The organism is Hymenobacter sp. YIM 151500-1 (genome assembly GCF_025979885.1).
In the GTDB taxonomy this organism is placed as follows: domain Bacteria; phylum Bacteroidota; class Bacteroidia; order Cytophagales; family Hymenobacteraceae; genus Hymenobacter.
Window position 1 is genome coordinate 1181633 of the sequence record NZ_CP110139.1, and the last position, 15651, is coordinate 1197283.

Here is a 15651-nt window from a genome sequence, read left to right on the forward strand (position 1 = left end):
CAAACCAGTGTTAGCCGATGCCGCCTTCGGTAGAGTTGACGGGCTGAGTTGGTACGGAGTCCCGCTTCTGCTCTTCGCGAAGCAAGGTCAGCTGCGAAGGCGTCAGGATGCGGCTGCACTCGTTTTCGTACTGCGACTCCAGCTCCATCAGCAGGGCGTTGCGGCGGGCGGGGTCATTCTGGTATTCCCACTGAATCTCATCCATGCGGGCCAACTTAACTTTATTGATGGCCCGGAGCTGAATGTACTGTGCTTCGTTGAGGCGGAGCTGCCGGCTCATCTGCCGGGTTAGCTCATCGACTCGCGCCGGGGCGGGCTCAGTGGTACCCGGCCGCTCCGAGTGCCGGTCCTTCATTTGGGCCTGAGCGGCGGTGCTCAACCCCACAAGTAGCAATAGGGTAAAAAGTGCGGTTCTCATAGGAGAAAAAGAGCAGAAAATGGCAGTAAAAGCTGATTCACGCGGATAAACCCTGCTTGCCTTCAGAAAATTCCAAGCTCATCAACAGATTCAGCTACAGTAGCGTTATTGGCTAGCTGCATCCAAAAATATGTTATTAAAAGCAAATTAGCAAACGTTATTTATTTATTTTGTATAGTTTTTTATTGGAATAATTACGTTGAAAAGTAACATCAACTAACTCCTGTTTTGCGGTGAGAAACAAAAAAGCCGGCTGTCCGGCCGGCTTTTGACAGACAAGGATTTCTGGCACTATTCCACGCCCGTCATGGGCTTATGGTCGGCGCTTTTGAAATACTGCATGGCTATCAGCGAGATGATAACGCCGCCCATAGCGCCTTGGAGCATAATGGCCAGAAAGGCAATGGTAACGGACAAGTCAAACCCGAACAGGTCGGTGCCCCGGATGCCCTCCATGATAGCCCGGTTGAGGACCCCGGCGTACACAATAAAGAAAAACCCAAATACCACCGAGGCTACCGACGCCGTAATAATGCCGGTGCCAAAGCCGTGCAGATAAGGCATCCGGTCTTGGCGGTACCGCTTGTAGTTGGCAATGGCCAGGCAGATACCCACCGTCAGAATGACCAGGTTCAGAAAGCTAAACTCAATACGTGCGTAGATACCGAGTAGGGAAGCCAGCACAAAGTACGCCATCATGCCGACGCCCGTATAGAGGCCGTAGCGGACGCCGTTGGTTTCGGGGGTGATGCGGGAAGCAGCCATAGAGGAAAGAACAGGGGTTGGGTGAAGGTGAGTGGTGGCGGAAGAGCAAATAGCCCGCCGCCCCGGAACTGCGCGGCCCGCGCGGGTTGTTGCCAACGCGCTGCCCGGCAGGGCCACGGGCCTTTGGACTATACCCGTGGGCTGTCCGGCTTGTTGTGCTTTTGGCCGTTTTTTTCGGTGAGGGCCGGGCCCAGGGTGCCGGTGCGCCGCTGACAGCCAGGGCATTTTGCGTAGTTTTGCGGCCCGAAGCCCCGGCGGGCCCCAACGTTTTGTTTCTCCGCACCCATTTCATATGATCAGCACCACCAACGTAAGCCTGCGCTACGGGAAGCGCGTATTGTTTGAAGATGTTACCATTAAGTTTATGCCCGGCAACGTGTACGGCCTCATCGGGGCCAACGGAGCCGGCAAATCCACGTTTCTGAAGATTCTGTCGGGGGAAATTGAGCCTAACACCGGCTCGGTGGATATGCCGGCCGGCGCGCGCCTGTCGGTGCTAAAGCAGGACCAGTTTGCCTACGACCAGCACCCCGTGCTCCAAACCGTAATCATGGGCCACCAGCGCCTGTGGAAGGTGATGGAGGAAAAAGACGCCCTCTACGCCAAGCCCGACTTCTCGGACGCCGACGGGGAGCGGGCCGCCCAGCTTGAAGGCGAGTTTGCCGACCTGGAGGGCTGGAATGCCGAGTACGAAGCCGCCGAGCTGCTTTCGGGCCTGGGCATTTCGGAAGACAAGCACTACTCCATCATGGGCGACCTGGGCACCTCCGACAAAGTGCGGGTGCTGCTGGCCCAGGCCCTGTTCGGCAACCCCGACGTGCTGCTGCTGGACGAGCCCACCAACGGCCTCGACGCCGAAACCGTGCTGTGGCTGGAAAACTTCCTCGACTCGTTCCAGAACACGGTGATTGTGGTGAGCCACGACCGGCACTTTCTGGATGCGGTGTGTAACTACATGGCCGACCTCGACTTCTCGAAGATTACCATGTACCCCGGCAACTACTCGTTCTGGTACGAGAGCAGCCAGCTGGTCCTGCGCCAGCGCCAGGAGGCCAACAAGAAAACCGAGGACAAGCGTAAGGAGCTGGAAGAGTTTGTGCGCCGCTTCTCGGCCAACGCCTCCAAGAGCAAGCAGGCCACCTCGCGCCAGAAGCTGCTCCAAAAGCTCACCTTGGAAGACATCAAGCCCTCCTCGCGCCGCTACCCTTACATTGCGTTCAAGTCGGAGCGGGAAGCCGGCAACCAGCTGCTGACGGTGGACAACCTGAGCAAGTCGGTGGACGGGCAGACCATCTTCCGCAACGTGTCGTTTTCGCTCGACAAGAAGGATAAGGTGGCCATCATCAGCCGCGACGACCGGGCCGCCTCCCTCCTCTTCGACATCCTGTTCAACGAAACCAAGCCTGACACCGGCGAGTTTAAGTGGGGCACCACCATCACGCCCAGCTACTTTCCCAAGGAAAACTCTGAGTTCTTCAACACCGACCTGAACCTGGTGGACTGGCTGCGCCAGTACAGCACCGAGAAAGACGAGTCCTTTATCCGGGGCTTCCTGGGCCGGATGCTATTCTCGGGCGAGGAGTCGCAGAAGAAGTCGAACGTGCTGAGCGGGGGTGAGAAGGTGCGCTGCATGCTGTCGAAAATGATGATGGAGGGCGGCAACGTGCTCGTGCTCGACGACCCCACCAACCACCTCGACCTGGAAAGCATTACGGCCCTGAACAACTCGCTCAAGGAATTTACCGGCACGCTGCTGTTTGCCTCCCACGACTTGCAGGTGGTGGAAACCGTAGCCAACCGCATTATCGAGCTGACCCCGGACGGCATCATCGACCGGCGCATGAGCTACGAGGAGTACCTGGCCGACGAAAACATCAAGGCCCAGCGCCAGCGCATGTATCAGTTGGTGTCGTAATTACGTTAGCAGCAGCACTATGCAACGCCTTCTGCTTCTTACGTTATTAAGTGGGGCCAGCCTGGGGCTGGCCCCCGCCGTTTGGGCCCAGCGCACCGACAGCACCCGCACGGCTGCTCCGGCCAAGCCCCAGCTGAACACAGCTCCGCCGGGCGCCCAGCCTGCTCCGGCACCCCGCCCGGCCGCCCAGCCGGCCCCGGAGCCCCAGCCGGCGCCGGCCGTGGAGCCCGGCGTACCCGCCTCCCGCGCCCCCTACGACCCGGCGCGGCCCTCGGGTATGGAGCTGCCCCAGCGGCCGGGCACAACGGCCGCGGAGCCGCCCCTGCGGCGCTACTTTCTGTACAGCAACTTCGGGCTGGGGTTCAGCAGCATCTACGGCTTTAGTCAATTTAGTGCCAGCCTGGCCCCGGCCATTGGCTACCGCGTCAGCAAGCGGTTTGCCTTGGGGCCCGGCATTTCGTATGCCTACAACAGCTTCTCGGCGCGGGGCGCTGAAAGTCTGCGCACCAATAGCTTAGGCATCAAAGGCTTTGCGCAGTTCATGGTATTCAACCAGTTTTTCCTGCACGGCGAATACGAAGTAACCAGAGCTGAAGTCCTGTTCCAGGACCCCAATACCGGGGTGCTGTTTCCTCAGAGGCTGACGGTACGGACGCCGCTGGCCGGGGCCGGCTACCGCCAGCAAATCGGCGACCGGGTAGCGGCGGATATTGTGGTGCTGTACAATTTCAACGACGGCCTCTACGACATCTACGGCCAGCCGGTCATTCGCTTCAGCTTCCTATACGACCTCAAATAAGGCGCCTTACCCCACACAAAAAAGCCTTCCTGCGTGCAGGAAGGCTTTTTTGTGTTTTTTGGAATACCAGGTTCATCCTACAACCCGTGCAGGATGCCTCGGGTTAGACAACCCGTCCGCCCCGAATGACGCGCAGCAGAATGGCAATGATGGCAATAACCAGCAAGATGTGAATCAGGTTGTTGTTGGCCAGGCCGCCAATCACGCCGAAGAAGCCGAGCGCCCAAATGATGATCAGGATGACGGCGATGATATACAGGAGATTTCCCATGGTGGTGAGTGTGTAAGGAAGTGAAGGGAGAGATGAAAGGGAATCACTGGGAGAGTGATTTGGGGGGTTGTACGCACCAGCTTTTGGAAAAGGTTTAAGCTGAACTGACTTTTTTTAGAAAATACCTATATCTGAGTTGTTCCGCCGTCTGTTTGCCTGGGCTTATGGAGCAGGTAAAGCGGGCGTACATCTGCGGCAGCCAGAACCCTTACCGAGGAGCCAGGGCAGCTAAGCCGATTGGGCAGGTCGGGTTTCCGAGTAGCTTTGCAGCCGCAGCCCGCCGCGGTGCGGGCCACCCCGTTTCCCACCCTCCATTCATCAGCAGTATGCTCAACGTCGCCGTTATTGGCTCGGGCACCATGGGCAATGGCATTGCCCACGTATTTGCCCAGCACGGTTTCCCCGTCTCCCTCATCGACATCAACCAGCCGGCCCTGGACCGGGGCCTGGCTACCATCGGCAAAAACCTGGACCGGCAGGTAGCCAAAGGCGCCCTCTCGGAAGCCGACAAAACTGCCACTCTGGGCCGCCTGACTACGTTTACCAGCGTGGCCGAGGGCGTGCGCGCCGCCGACCTGGTGGTAGAAGCCGCCACCGAAAACGTGGAGCTGAAGCTGAACATCTTCCGGGAGCTAGACCAGCACGCCCCGGCTCAGGCCATCCTGGCTTCCAACACCTCGTCTATTTCCATTACCCGCATTGCCGCCGTCACGCAGCGCCCCGACAAGGTGATTGGCATGCATTTCATGAACCCCGTGCCGGTGATGAAGCTGGTGGAGGTAATCCGCGGCTACGCCACTTCCGACGAGGTAACCCAGCGCATCATGGACCTGTCGCGGGAGCTGGGCAAGACGCCCACCGAGGTTAATGACTACCCCGGCTTCGTGGCCAACCGCATCCTTATGCCCATGATCAACGAGGCCATCTACAGCCTGTACGAAGGCGTGGCCGGCGTCGAAGAAATTGACACTGTAATGAAGCTGGGCATGGCCCACCCTATGGGCCCCCTGCAACTCGCCGACTTCATCGGCTTGGATGTGTGCCTGGCTATTCTGCGGGTGCTGCACGAGGGCCTCGGTAACCAGAAATATGCCCCCTGCCCCCTGCTGGTGAACATGGTAACGGCCGGCCGCCTGGGCGTAAAGTCCGGCGAAGGCTTCTACTCCTGGAACCACGGCACCAAAGACCTTGTGCTGGCCGAGCGGTTTCGGAAGTAGAGTTTTAGAGTTTTAGACCTGAGACTATGCGAAGTGAGAGGTGAGACGATGTTCTAGCAACAAGTAGGTCGTCAGGACGAAGTCTCACCTCTCACTTCGCATAGTCTCAGGTCTACACTGATAGTCTCGGGTCTACACTGAAAACTTTTTTCCCTCCAACTTCCTTTCCTTCGTATGGTACGAATAGTAAGTACGGTTCTGCTGTGGGTGGGGGCGCTGACGGCGGTTCTGGCTCAGCAGACAACCCTCACGAAATCAACTACGAAACCCCAACGAATGGAACAGGCAACGTTTGGAGCCGGCTGCTTCTGGTGCGTGGAGGCTGTTTTTCAGGACCTCAACGGCGTCGAGAAAGTGGTGTCGGGCTACACGGGTGGGCGCATTGCCAACCCGACTTATAAAGAAGTATGCAGCGGCCTGACTGGCCACGCCGAGGTGGCGCAAATCACCTACGACCCCAGCAAGATTAGCTTCGAGGAGCTGCTGGAGGTGTTCTGGAAAACCCACGACCCCACTACCCTCAACCGCCAGGGCGCCGACGTGGGCACTCAGTACCGCTCGGCCATCTTCTACCACAACGATGAGCAGCGCCGCTTAGCCGAGGAATACAAAAAGAAACTCAACGACGCCCACGCCTTTCCTAATCCGGTAGTGACGGAAATCGTGCCGCTCGAAAAGTTTTACGCCGCCGAGAACTACCACCAGAACTATTACAACCAGAACAGCCAGCAGCCCTACTGCCAGTTCGTGGTAAAGCCCAAAGTGGACAAGGTGCGCCAGGTCTTCGCCGACAAGCTTAAAATAGAAGTGAGTACGAAGAAGTGAGACGTGAGCCGTTGTTCACTGCTTCGTTTCCCTGACTTAGCCATCTTGCTCCAACAAAAAAGACGCTCGGGTGAGCGTCTTTTTTGTTGGAGCAACCTGTCAGCACGAAGTCTCACTTCTCATGTCTCACCATCTCATGTCTACATCTGCTCTACCAGCTCGATCTGGAAGGGGCCGTGTTCCCGGCCGAGGGCGTAGAACATGGCTACCTGGTTCATGAGCGTGCGGGTGTAGAGGTCGAGGCCGCGGGTTTCCAGGATCTGGTTGTTCTTGACGATGATAAAGCTGACCAGCTCGCCGGGGTAGGCGCCATCTTCGCCCAGGGGCGGAATAGCCTCGAAGGGCGAAAACGACTTCACGGGAATAAACTCCTGCTTGGGCAGGTCCATCAGGGTTTTCTCCTCACTATAAGGAATGAAGCCTTTGAGGTGAGAATACCGATAGTTCGGGTTCCAGACCCAGCTGCCATTGAAGATGTAGTACTCGTCGGTGCCCAGGCGCAGGAACTCCCGCAACGATACGTTGACGCCGATGCGCCAATTGGTGCGCTCCTCCAGAGCCTGCTTAATAACGGCCAGGCGCGTAGGGTCGGGCACATCGGTGAGGGGCTGGGTGAGGCGGGCCTGCACCACCAGCTCGCAGCCGGCGTAGAGGTTGAGTAGCTGCTGGCGCCAGGCATTTTGGGTGCCTAGTTGATAAGCATCGGCGCGGCTAAACTCAAAGAAGTTGTGGGTGTAGGGCCCGGCCAGCGCCACGCCATCGCGGCCGTTGGGCTCGGCCCACTCCACCAGAAAGCACGGCCGGGTGCGGCCATCCACCCAAGGTAGCTCCCGGTTGAAGGCTACGCGGGTTTGAATGGAACCGGGTTCAATGCCCAGCTCCTGGGCTACGTAGTCGCGCACTTCGTCGCGGGCCTGAGCGGCCGATACAACTGGTCGAAGGGTACTCATTAAGCAAAAAGAAAAAGGAAGCGGGCCACCCGACCGATTACTGCCCTGGCCACGTCTTACAATGTTAGCAGTTTTGGCAGAAAGATGTAACGCGAAGTTGTACTTCGCGAAGCGCAAGAACGAAATCATAGACCCGGTATCGTCCCGCCGCTTCGTGAAGTACAACTTCGCGTTACATTTTTTGGTTTGCTTGTGCGCGAACCACAGCTAGAACTTCCCCTACACTGCTACGTTATGCTCCCGCAGGGCGTCGTTGAGGGAGGTTTTCAGGTCGGTGCTGGGCTTGCGCTGGCCGATGATAAGGGCGCAGGGCACGTGGTACTCGCCGGCCGGAAACTGCTTGGGCAACGAGCCGGGAATCACTACCGAGCGGGCCGGCACATGGCCGCGGTACTCCTTGGGCTCCGGGCCCGTCACGTCGATGATGCGGGTGCTGCCGGTGATGGTAACGCCGGCCCCAATCACAGCCTCCCGGCCCACAAAGCAGCCCTCCACCAAAATGCTGCGGGAGCCGACGAAAGCGCCATCCTCCACGATAACCGGCGCGGCCTGCACCGGCTCCAGCACCCCCCCGATGCCCACGCCCCCGCTCAGGTGCACCCCGGCCCCAATCTGGGCGCAGGAGCCCACCGTGGCCCAGGTGTCTACCATCGTCCCCTCGCCTACCCAAGCCCCGATATTGACGTAGCTCGGCATCATAATGACGCCGGGGGCCAGGTAAGCGCCGTAGCGGGCCACAGCCGGCGGCACCACGCGCACGCCCTGCTGCTCGTAGCTGGTTTTGAGTTGCATTTTGTCGCGGAACTCGAAGGGGCCGACCTCCAGGGTTTCCATCTGGCGAATGGGAAAATACAGGATGACGGCTTTCTTTACCCAGTCGTTTACCTGCCAGCCGGCGCCCTCGGCGGCGCCGGGCTGGGCCACGCGTAAGCGGCCTTTGTCCAGCTCTTCGATAATGGTGTGGATGGCCTCGATAGTGGCCGATTGTTGCAGCAGGCTCCGGTCGTTCCAGGCAGCCTCAATTAGGGGTTGAAGTTCAGACATGTGGCTTGATTTCTGATGGCCTGGCCGGCCGTGCTGGCGCCGGCCAGAAGCCCAAAAGTACCATCTTCACGGCCAATATGCCGCCTCCGCTACCGATTTTGCTGGCCTCCGTGCTCAAGCCCCTCGACGACACCCGGATGCTGGGCAAGTTCGGCCGCACCCTGGCCAGCCGGCCGGGCGCGCAGGTGCACGTAGCCGGGCGCGCCGCGCCGCAGCCCGCTGGCTTGCCCGCCAACCTGCACACCCACGCCCTACTGGCCGGCTCCCGCCTCAGCCTAGCCCGCCTGGGCGCCCAGCTCCGCTACTGGCAGCTGCTGCGGAAGCTGCGCCCCGGTGTGGTGTTCGTGCACGCCCCTGAGCTGCTGCCGGCCACTATGCTCTGGCAGGTGTTGGGCAGGGGCCGGCGGTTTGTGTACGACGTGCGCGAGAACTACGCCCTTAACATTCAGACCCAGTGGGTGTACCCCGGCTGGGCACGGGGCCTGCTGGCCCGCTTGGTGCGGGGGTTGGAAACGCTGGCCGTGCGCCGGGCCAGTGCCGTGATACTGGCCGAGCGAAGCTACGCCGAGGAGCTGCCGTTTGCGGTAAGTGCGCAGAATGAGCAGGGCGGCTCCGGCCCGGCGCAAGCTGAAGCTCACACCCCATCAGCCCCCGAAAAATCAAGAGCCAAAAACCAAAAACCAGTCCTCATTCTCGAAAACAAGTACCAGCCCTACGCTGCGGAGCCGGCGCCTCCCCTGCTGCCCCGCCGCTTGCCCCCACCCACTGAGCCGCTCCGGCTACTGTACTCGGGTACCATCTCGGAGCTGAACGGGGTGTGGGAAGCCATTCGGTTTGTGCAGCACCTGCGCACTGCCTGGCCGCTGGCCCACCTCACCATCATCGGGGCCTGCCAGCAACCGGGGCTGCTGCCGCGCCTGCACGCCGCCGTAGCCGAAGCAGGTGACGCGGTTACCTTGCTCGGTGGCGCGGAGCTGGTGCCGCACGCGCGGGTGGTGGCCGAAATCGGGCGGAGCCACGTGGGCCTGCTGCCCTACCGGACCCACCCCAGCACGGCGCGCTGCGTGCCTACCAAGCTGTTTGAGTACCTGGCCCACGGCCTACCGTTGGTGGCCCCGCCCAATCCGCTTTGGCAACAGCTGGTGCAGCGCCACGGCGCGGGCTTCTCGTTCGACTTCCAGCAGGCCGCCTACCCGCCCGCCGCGGAGCTGGCCGACTGGCTGCGCCAGCCCGCTTACTACCCGCACGGAATTCCGCCTGAAGCCTTCTGGGCCTCAGAAGCCGAAAAGTTGCACGGCCTCCTGGATTCTATCCGGTAACTGCCGACCTTTGCGGCCCGTTTACGGGGCAGAGCGCCGAAAATTGCTACCTTCGGCTCCTTTTTTGCTGTTCTCCGCGCCCCGCAAATTCCCCACTGATGAACAACACCCTTCGACAATCTGAAATTGCCGGCGTGGGCCACTACGTGCCCGACCGTGTGGTAACCAACGCCGACCTCACCACCATCATGGAAACCACCGACGAGTGGATTCAGGAACGCACCGGCATCCGGGAGCGGCGTTGGTTTGAGGAAGGCAAAGACACCACCGCCAACATGGGCGCCAATGCCGCCCGCAAGGCCCTGGAAATGGCCGGCCTTCAGCCCAACGACGTGCAGATGATAGTGTTTGCTACCCTGTCGCCCGACTACGTGTTTCCGGGCTCGGGGGTGCTGATGCAGCGGGAGCTGGGCATTGAAGCCCCTATTCCGGCCTTCGACATTCGTAACCAGTGCTCGGGCTTCGTGTACGCCCTGAGCATGGCCGACCAGTTCATCCGTACCGGCATGTACGACACGGTCTTGGTGGTAGGCTCCGAAATCCACTCCTCCGGCCTCGACAAAACCACCCGCGGCCGGGCCGTGTCGGTGATTTTTGGCGACGGTGCCGGAGCCGTGGTGCTACGGCCCAGCACCCGCGAGGGGCACGGTATCCTGAGCACCCACCTGCACGCCCAGGGGGAGCACGCCGAGGAGTTGATTGTGAAGGAGCCCGGCTCGAACCGCGAAAACCGCGTGCAAGTGGCCATGGACAACCACCTCGACATGTACCCCTACATGAACGGGCAAAACGTGTTCAAGCACGCCGTGGTGCGCTTTCCGCAGGTTATTAAGGAGGCCCTCGACCAAAACGGCTACCAGCCCCAAGATATCACTCTGCTCATCCCGCACCAGGCCAACCTCCGCATCACCCAGTTTGTGCAGCAGAAAATGGGCCTTTCCGACGACAAGGTGTTCAGCAACATCCAGCGCTACGGCAATACCACCGCCGCTTCCGTGCCCATTGCCCTGAGCGAAGCCCTCCAGGAAGGCCGCATCCAGCGCGGCGACCTGGTGTGCCTGGCCGCCTTCGGCTCCGGCTTCACCTGGGCCTCGGCATTGATTAAGTGGTAATTGGTTAGAAGTGAGATAATAGAAGCGAGAAGTGAGACTGGCTGCTGAGAATATCTTAGCTCCAGTCTCACTTTTTCATTTGATTTTTGTCTATATCCCTGCTCCTATACTTCCCGTCCTGCCTCTCACTTCTCACCTCTAACATCTCACCTCTATATAATGCCCAGCTACACCGAGGAAAACTATCTGAAGGCTATTTATAAGCTGGCAGAAGCGCAGCCGGGCACCGAAGTCAGCACCAACAGCGTGGCGGAGGAGCTACAGACGCGGGCCGCTTCGGTGACGGATATGCTGCGCCGCCTCAGCGAGAAAGGGCTGCTGCACTACACCCGCTACCGGGGTGTGACGCTCAGTGAGGAAGGCCGCCGGCTGGCCCTGCTCACCATCCGCAAGCACCGGCTCTGGGAAGTGTTTCTGGTGCAGCACCTAGGCTTCAGCTGGGACGAGGTGCACGACGTGGCTGAGCAGATGGAGCACATCGACTCCGACCTGCTCATCCGCCGCCTCGACGAGTTCCTGGGCCATCCCCAGCACGACCCCCACGGCGACCCTATCCCCACGGCCGAGGGTGTGCTGCACCGCCCCCAGCACCGCCTGGTAGCCGACCTGCGGCCGGGCGACAAAGGCACAGTGGTAGCCGTGAAGAATACGTCAGTTTCCTTTCTGCAGTACCTCGATAAGCTGGGTCTTACGCTGGGCACCCGGCTTGAAGTGCTAGATAAAATACTGTTCGATAACTCGCTTGAAATCAAGGTGCACAACAAGGAAAAATATTTGATTTCCGCCGAAGTCAGCCGCAACCTGTACGTCGCGGAGTAAGCGCAGTTAGGCGTCTGTAAAGCAGCTGCCCCAGGGCGGTGCTTCGGTCCCGGGTGACCTGTCATGCCGAACCCCGTAAGGAATCTGAGTTAGCCCCCTGCGAGGTATTCAGGTTTCTTGCTGCGCCCGGAACGACATTCTCAATGAGCTAAAGTGCAATGCAGAGGCAGCTGCTTTTTTGCTGCCTTCCTCCCGCTGGTAGCCCTACCTTTGCAGCCGAAACCATTTTGCGCCGCTGTGGCAATTGATTTTCCTCCTTCGCTCACCGATACCATCGTGGCGCTGTCTACGCCGCCTGGGGTGGGCGCTATTGCCGTGGTGCGTCTCTCCGGCCCCGATGCCATCCGCCTCACCGACGAGGTATTTGCCGGCAAGCGCCTGCGCGACCAGCCCGGCCACACCCTGCACTACGGCACCATCCGCGACGATGGGCGCATCCTGGACGAAGTAGTAGTCAGTCTGTTCCGCGGGCCGTACTCCTACACCCGCGAGGATGTGGTGGAAATCAGCACCCACGGCTCCGACTACATTGTGCGGGAGCTGCTGGCCTTGCTGCTGCGGCGCGGTGCCCGCCTGGCCGAGGCCGGCGAGTTTACCAAGCGAGCCTTTCTGCACGGGGCCTTCGACCTGGCCCAGGCCGAAGCCGTGGCCGACCTGATTGCCGCCGACTCGGCTCTCTCGCACCAGGTAGCCCTGCGGCAGATGCGCGGGGGCTTCTCCCAGGAGCTAAAAGACCTGCGCGCCCGCCTCGTTAAGTTTGCGGCCCTGCTGGAGCTGGAGCTGGACTTTGGGGAGGAAGACGTGGAGTTTGCCGACCGTACCGGCCTGACGCAGCTGCTCCAGGAGGTGCAAACGCTGGTGCAGCGCCTGCTGCGCTCCTTTGAGCTAGGCAACGTCATCAAAAACGGTGTTACCACGGTTATTGCCGGGCGGCCCAACGCGGGCAAAAGCACCTTGCTCAATGCCCTGCTCAACGAGGAGCGCGCCATCGTATCGGACATTGCCGGCACCACCCGCGACTTGATTGAGGATGAAGTCAGCCTCGACGGCATCCGCTTCCGCTTCGTGGATACGGCCGGCCTGCGCGACACCACCGACGTGGTGGAGTCCATCGGCGTGGAGCGGACTCTCAAGCGCGTGCAGCAGGCGGCTATTGTGGTATATCTGTTTGATATTACGACCACTAGCCCTGCGCAGCTTGAAGCGGAGATTGAAGCCCTGCCCTTACCGACCGGCACCACGGTACTGGCCGTCGGCAACAAGCTCGACGCAGCTTCCGAAGCCCAGCCAGCCGCCTTCCGTGCCCGGCCCGGCACCGTGCTGATTGCCGCCTCCCAGGGCACCGGCCTCGCCGAGCTGCGCGAGGCCCTGCTGGCTCAGGTGCGCGGCGCGGGGCTCGACCGCACCGGCCAGAGCACCATCGTGACCAACGTGCGCCACGCCCGCAGCCTGGAGCAGGCCGCGCAGCATCTGGCGGCCGTGCTAGCGGGCCTGGGGGCCGGAACCGGCACTGAGCTGCTGGCCGCCGACCTGCGCCACGCCTTGGCCGCGCTGGGCCAGATTACGGGCGAAATCAGCAACGACGACCTGCTAACCAGCATCTTCACGGAGTTCTGCATCGGGAAGTAGCCTGCTGGCATTGCGGAGAAGTGAGGCTGGCCGGCGCCGGACTTCCAGAAAAAGCGCGGGAATATGCCGCATATGTCGCGCGGTGGGCCTTTCTTTGCGGCCTCCCTGAACTGCAAACAACAACCCCGGTGGAATTGTAGTATAGCCTGCGAGACGCTGGGAGGCTTTCGGCCTTGCCGGTAATTCTTTAGCTTCGCCCCGCAACCCACCCTTCACCCCACGCTTATGGCAGAATCTGCTGAACTGATCCTCGACGGCAAATCCTATACCTTGCCCGTCATCGAAGGCACCGAACGCGAAAAGGCGTTTGACATTGGCAAGCTGCGCGACCAGACCGGCTACGTGACCCTGGACTCGGGCTACAAGAATACCGGCGCCACCAAAAGCGCCATTACCTTCCTCGACGGCGAAGAAGGCATTCTGCGCTACCGTGGCTACCCTATCGAGCAGCTGGCCGAGAAGTCGAGCTTTCTGGAAGTAGCCTACCTGCTGGTCTACGGCAAGCTGCCCTCCCAGGCCGAGCTGGATGGCTTCAGCAACCAGATTACCAAGCACACGCTGGTGCACGAAGACGTGCGTAAGATCTTCGACGGCTTCCCGTCGGCGGCCCACCCTATGGCCATCCTTTCTTCCCTGATTTGCTCGCTCACGGCTTTCTATCCCGAGAGTGTATCGCCGGACCTGAGCAAGGAGGAAATCGACCTGAACGTGATTCGCCTCATGGCCAAGCTACCCACTATTGCGGCCTGGACCTACAAAAACAACATGGGGCACCCGCTGAACTACCCGCGCAACGACCTCGACTACTGCTCGAACTTCCTGTACATGATGTTCAGCTTCCCTACCGAGAAGTACGACATCAACCCCGTGGTGGTCAGCGCCCTCAACAAGCTCCTCATCCTGCACGCCGACCACGAGCAGAACTGCTCTACCTCCACGGTGCGTCTGGTAGGCTCGGCCAACGCTTCGCTCTACGGCTCGGTTTCAGCTGGCATCAACGCCCTGTGGGGCCCGCTGCACGGCGGCGCCAACCAGGAAGTGGTAGAGATGCTGGAGGAAATCCAGAAAGACGGCGGCGACACAAGCAAGTTCATTGCCAAGGCCAAGGATAAAAACGACCCATTCCGCCTCATGGGCTTCGGCCACCGCGTGTATAAGAACTTCGACCCGCGCGCCAAAATCATCAAGAAGGCTGCCGACGAAGTGCTGACGGCCCTGGGCATCGAAGACCCGCTGCTGCGCATTGCCCAGGAGCTGGAGCAAGCTGCCCTCACTGACCCCTACTTTGTGGAGCGCAAGCTTTACCCGAACGTGGACTTCTATTCGGGCATCATATATAAGGCCATCGGCATCCCCACCGAGATGTTCACGGTGATGTTTGCCCTAGGCCGCCTGCCCGGCTGGATTGCCCAGTGGAAGGAGATGCGCGAAAACAAAGAACCCATCGGCCGCCCCCGCCAGATCTACACTGGTGAGACTGAGCGCGACTACGTGAGCATCGAGCAACGGTCGTAGCTCTCAGAGCAGTTAGCATAGCCTCCTAACAACAAAAAAGCCCGCTTCGGCGGGCTTTTTTGTTGTGTAAGCTATACTGCTACTTCAGCAAGCTAAACAACTAGCTCTCAGCGTACAGTGCTAGCCGTAAAGTTGGTTTTGAGGTCGTCGTAAGCGGCCAGCTGCTTAGGGCCCAGAATGGCGGCCAGGTCCCATTCGTAGTGTAGCTGCGCTTCAGCCATGGCCTTATCCAAGGCGGCCTCGTCATTGGCGTAGCGCCGGCGCAGCTCGGATGTTTCAGTCAGCATCTGCCGGTTGAGCTGCCTGACTTTCACGTATTGTCCTTCGCTCATGCGGGTGCGCTCGGCCATGCGGCGGGTAAGCTCGGAGGCCCGGGCGTTGATGCGTCCTCCATCGCCTTGGCCGGCTTGCGCGGGGCCTTCTAGGCACAGTGCGGAGGTGAAAAGGATAGCAGCGAAAAAGTTTCTCATGGTTGTGGTGGTTTTGAGTAGTGAAAGTTGTAAGAACCAGCGAATGCTCTAAAGCTTCAGCTCAAAATGCAAATTATTTTAGATAATAGCAATATTTTTTATTGCTATTTATTTCTGTCGTTTTATGTGATTTGGAATGCTGGTCCGAGCTGGGAAAGCCGGTGTACCCCGGCCCTCCCAACTCAGGACTTGGCGCATTATTTAGCGCGTGCCGCTGCCAAGGGCCGTCATGCTATTCCGGTTTTCCTGATAGACGGCCAGCTGGGCCGGACGCAGCAGTGTCGTCAGGTCGGCCTCGTAACGAGCCTGGGCGTCGGCCAGGCGCTCATCCAGAATGGCGGGGTCGGCGGCGAAGCGGGTTTTAAGATCTTCCATTTCCGAGAGCATGCGGATGTTCAGCTGCTTCACGCGCAGATACTGGCCTTCGTCCAGGCGGGCCTTTTCGGCAATGGCACGGGTAAGGGCTGTTGCGCGGGCCTGAATGGAAGTCGGGCCATCGGACTTCGGGCGGTAGCCTGTAGCTACTACCGTTGCGGCTTGCAGGCTAATCAGAAGAGCAGCCAAGACACATACTTTTTTCATA

Annotated in this window: 16 protein-coding genes; 9 read left to right on the forward strand and 7 right to left on the reverse strand. The window is 60.0% G+C overall.

All coding sequences use genetic code 11. The features are described from left to right. Positions 1–10: 10 nt before the first annotated feature. Both OIS53_RS04810 and OIS53_RS04815 read right to left on the reverse strand, forming a co-directional pair. Positions 11–418, reverse strand: coding sequence for a hypothetical protein (locus tag OIS53_RS04810; protein ID WP_264681258.1), 408 nt, complete (start codon positions 416–418; stop codon positions 11–13). A gap of 291 nt (positions 419–709) precedes the next feature. Next, positions 710–1183, reverse strand: coding sequence for a DUF4199 domain-containing protein (locus OIS53_RS04815; RefSeq protein ID WP_264681259.1), 474 nt, complete (start codon positions 1181–1183; stop codon positions 710–712). Between the two features lie 292 nt (positions 1184–1475). Between OIS53_RS04815 and OIS53_RS04820 the strand changes: the two genes are divergently transcribed. Together OIS53_RS04820 and OIS53_RS04825 are read left to right on the forward strand one after the other, a co-directional pair. Beyond that, positions 1476–3098: an ABC-F family ATP-binding cassette domain-containing protein gene (locus tag OIS53_RS04820; protein WP_264681260.1), complete on the forward strand. Its 1623-nt coding sequence runs from the start codon at positions 1476–1478 to the stop codon at positions 3096–3098. Between the two features lie 19 nt (positions 3099–3117). After that, a complete protein-coding gene (locus OIS53_RS04825; protein ID WP_264681261.1) occupies positions 3118–3897 on the forward strand; it encodes a hypothetical protein in 780 nt (259 codons plus the stop codon). Positions 3898–4000: 103 nt separating this feature from the next. On the opposite strand, the gene OIS53_RS04830 is transcribed toward OIS53_RS04825, so the two are convergent. Next, entirely contained in the window at positions 4001–4168 is a 168-nt protein-coding gene (locus tag OIS53_RS04830; RefSeq protein ID WP_264681262.1) for a lmo0937 family membrane protein, read from the reverse strand. Positions 4169–4494: 326 nt separating this feature from the next. Here OIS53_RS04830 and OIS53_RS04835 point away from each other — a divergent pair, with 326 nt between their 5' ends. Together OIS53_RS04835 and msrA are read left to right on the forward strand one after the other, a co-directional pair. Next, complete coding sequence (locus OIS53_RS04835; protein ID WP_264681263.1) at positions 4495–5385, forward strand: 3-hydroxybutyryl-CoA dehydrogenase; 891 nt, start codon at positions 4495–4497, stop codon at positions 5383–5385. A gap of 276 nt (positions 5386–5661) precedes the next feature. Further along, entirely contained in the window at positions 5662–6210 is a 549-nt protein-coding gene (gene msrA, locus OIS53_RS04840; protein WP_264681264.1) for a peptide-methionine (S)-S-oxide reductase MsrA, read from the forward strand. A gap of 140 nt (positions 6211–6350) precedes the next feature. On the opposite strand, the gene OIS53_RS04845 is transcribed toward msrA, so the two are convergent. Further along, complete coding sequence (locus OIS53_RS04845) at positions 6351–7160, reverse strand: hypothetical protein (protein ID WP_264681265.1); 810 nt, start codon at positions 7158–7160, stop codon at positions 6351–6353. A gap of 219 nt (positions 7161–7379) precedes the next feature. Continuing rightward, positions 7380–8204 (reverse strand): 2,3,4,5-tetrahydropyridine-2,6-dicarboxylate N-succinyltransferase, encoded by an 825-nt coding sequence (locus OIS53_RS04850; RefSeq protein WP_264681266.1) that lies wholly within the window; start codon positions 8202–8204, stop codon positions 7380–7382. A 77-nt stretch (positions 8205–8281) separates the two neighbouring features. On the opposite strand from OIS53_RS04850, the gene OIS53_RS04855 reads away from it, so the two are divergent. From OIS53_RS04855 to OIS53_RS04875, 5 genes are all read left to right on the forward strand, one after another. Next, the gene (locus OIS53_RS04855) at positions 8282–9523 is read left to right on the forward strand and encodes a glycosyltransferase (RefSeq protein ID WP_264681267.1); all 1242 of its coding nucleotides are present in this window, start codon (positions 8282–8284) and stop codon (positions 9521–9523) included. Positions 9524–9621: 98 nt separating this feature from the next. Continuing rightward, a complete protein-coding gene (locus OIS53_RS04860; RefSeq protein ID WP_264681268.1) occupies positions 9622–10635 on the forward strand; it encodes a 3-oxoacyl-ACP synthase III family protein in 1014 nt (337 codons plus the stop codon). A gap of 159 nt (positions 10636–10794) precedes the next feature. After that, positions 10795–11454, forward strand: coding sequence for a metal-dependent transcriptional regulator (locus OIS53_RS04865; protein WP_264681269.1), 660 nt, complete (start codon positions 10795–10797; stop codon positions 11452–11454). Between the two features lie 237 nt (positions 11455–11691). Then, positions 11692–13083, forward strand: coding sequence for a tRNA uridine-5-carboxymethylaminomethyl(34) synthesis GTPase MnmE (gene mnmE / locus OIS53_RS04870; protein WP_264681270.1), 1392 nt, complete (start codon positions 11692–11694; stop codon positions 13081–13083). A 225-nt stretch (positions 13084–13308) separates the two neighbouring features. Beyond that, positions 13309–14598: a citrate synthase gene (locus tag OIS53_RS04875; protein WP_264681271.1), complete on the forward strand. Its 1290-nt coding sequence runs from the start codon at positions 13309–13311 to the stop codon at positions 14596–14598. Positions 14599–14705: 107 nt separating this feature from the next. Here the strand turns inward: OIS53_RS04875 and OIS53_RS04880 are convergent, their stop codons facing one another. Next, positions 14706–15068 carry a hypothetical protein gene (locus OIS53_RS04880; RefSeq protein WP_264681272.1) on the reverse strand — a complete coding sequence of 121 codons (363 nt, stop codon included), beginning with the start codon at positions 15066–15068 and terminating at the stop codon, positions 14706–14708. Between the two features lie 201 nt (positions 15069–15269). Next, positions 15270–15650 carry a hypothetical protein gene (locus OIS53_RS04885; RefSeq protein WP_264681273.1) on the reverse strand — a complete coding sequence of 127 codons (381 nt, stop codon included), beginning with the start codon at positions 15648–15650 and terminating at the stop codon, positions 15270–15272. Between the last annotated feature and the right edge of the window lies 1 nt (position 15651).

Excerpts from the sequence above, each read along its gene's own strand:
- OIS53_RS04810 (WP_264681258.1), bottom strand. The coding sequence starts at position 418 with ATGAGAACCGCACTTTTTACCCTATTGCTACTTGTGGGGTTGAGCACC.
- OIS53_RS04815 (WP_264681259.1), bottom strand. The coding sequence starts at position 1,183 with ATGGCTGCTTCCCGCATCACCCCCGAAACCAACGGCGTCCGCTACGGC.
- OIS53_RS04820 (WP_264681260.1), top strand. The coding sequence starts at position 1,476 with ATGATCAGCACCACCAACGTAAGCCTGCGCTACGGGAAGCGCGTATTG.
- OIS53_RS04825 (WP_264681261.1), top strand. The coding sequence starts at position 3,118 with ATGCAACGCCTTCTGCTTCTTACGTTATTAAGTGGGGCCAGCCTGGGG.
- OIS53_RS04830 (WP_264681262.1), bottom strand. The coding sequence starts at position 4,168 with ATGGGAAATCTCCTGTATATCATCGCCGTCATCCTGATCATCATTTGG.
- OIS53_RS04835 (WP_264681263.1), top strand. The coding sequence starts at position 4,495 with ATGCTCAACGTCGCCGTTATTGGCTCGGGCACCATGGGCAATGGCATT.
- msrA (WP_264681264.1), top strand. The coding sequence starts at position 5,662 with ATGGAACAGGCAACGTTTGGAGCCGGCTGCTTCTGGTGCGTGGAGGCT.
- OIS53_RS04845 (WP_264681265.1), bottom strand. The coding sequence starts at position 7,160 with ATGAGTACCCTTCGACCAGTTGTATCGGCCGCTCAGGCCCGCGACGAA.
- OIS53_RS04850 (WP_264681266.1), bottom strand. The coding sequence starts at position 8,204 with ATGTCTGAACTTCAACCCCTAATTGAGGCTGCCTGGAACGACCGGAGC.
- OIS53_RS04855 (WP_264681267.1), top strand. The coding sequence starts at position 8,282 with ATGCCGCCTCCGCTACCGATTTTGCTGGCCTCCGTGCTCAAGCCCCTC.
- OIS53_RS04860 (WP_264681268.1), top strand. The coding sequence starts at position 9,622 with ATGAACAACACCCTTCGACAATCTGAAATTGCCGGCGTGGGCCACTAC.
- OIS53_RS04865 (WP_264681269.1), top strand. The coding sequence starts at position 10,795 with ATGCCCAGCTACACCGAGGAAAACTATCTGAAGGCTATTTATAAGCTG.
- OIS53_RS04875 (WP_264681271.1), top strand. The coding sequence starts at position 13,309 with ATGGCAGAATCTGCTGAACTGATCCTCGACGGCAAATCCTATACCTTG.
- OIS53_RS04880 (WP_264681272.1), bottom strand. The coding sequence starts at position 15,068 with ATGAGAAACTTTTTCGCTGCTATCCTTTTCACCTCCGCACTGTGCCTA.
- OIS53_RS04885 (WP_264681273.1), bottom strand. The coding sequence starts at position 15,650 with ATGAAAAAAGTATGTGTCTTGGCTGCTCTTCTGATTAGCCTGCAAGCC.